The 588-nt window shown below is 62.9% G+C and carries 1 protein-coding gene; it reads right to left on the bottom strand.

Features of this window, described 5'->3' with window-relative positions; all coding sequences use genetic code 11:
- Positions 1 to 588: septum site-determining protein MinC (gene minC / locus A3754_RS00365; RefSeq protein ID WP_063518543.1), on the bottom strand; the 588-nt coding region annotated here is incomplete at both ends.

Raw genomic sequence — 588 nt, 5'->3', positions numbered from 1 at the left:
ACGTGCGCTGGTATCGCCGCGAACCCCGGCCAGGGCGCGGCCGCGCAGGTTGCTGTACACATGAATGTTGCCGTCGGCCATGATTTCCGCGCCGGTGCTCACCGGGGCGAGCACGATCAGGTCGCCACGGCTGTAGACCTGCTGACCGGAGCGTACCGGCTGGTCGATGACCATGGTTTCAACCTGCTGAGCAGCGGGCTTGCTGTTCGCAGCACCATCGTCCGTGGCCGGTGCGGGTTCGGCGCGGCGGGGTACATCACGGCCGCCGGCCAGGCTCAACGTGCCCAGACCCAGCATGCTTGCTGTGTCCGTATCAATGTTTTCGCTACGGGCCAGGGCAACCAGATTGACCCCCAGGCTGCGCAGCGTATCCACAGCGGCCATCAGCGCCACGGGATCGCTATCCAGCTCCGGGCTCACATCGATTACCACGGGGGCTTCCTGTAGCCACTGGGCGGCGTCTTCCAGGCGCTGACTCACCTGTTGGTGGAGGACATTGGCATCCAGATTTTTCAACTGGAGGACCGTCATCATCAGCATGCGGCCCTTGAATTCGATTGCGGTTTTTTCTTCGACGACTGCTGTCAT

The organism is Alcanivorax sp. HI0083 (assembly GCF_001635175.1).
This window is presented reverse-complemented; position numbering and strand designations above follow the sequence as displayed.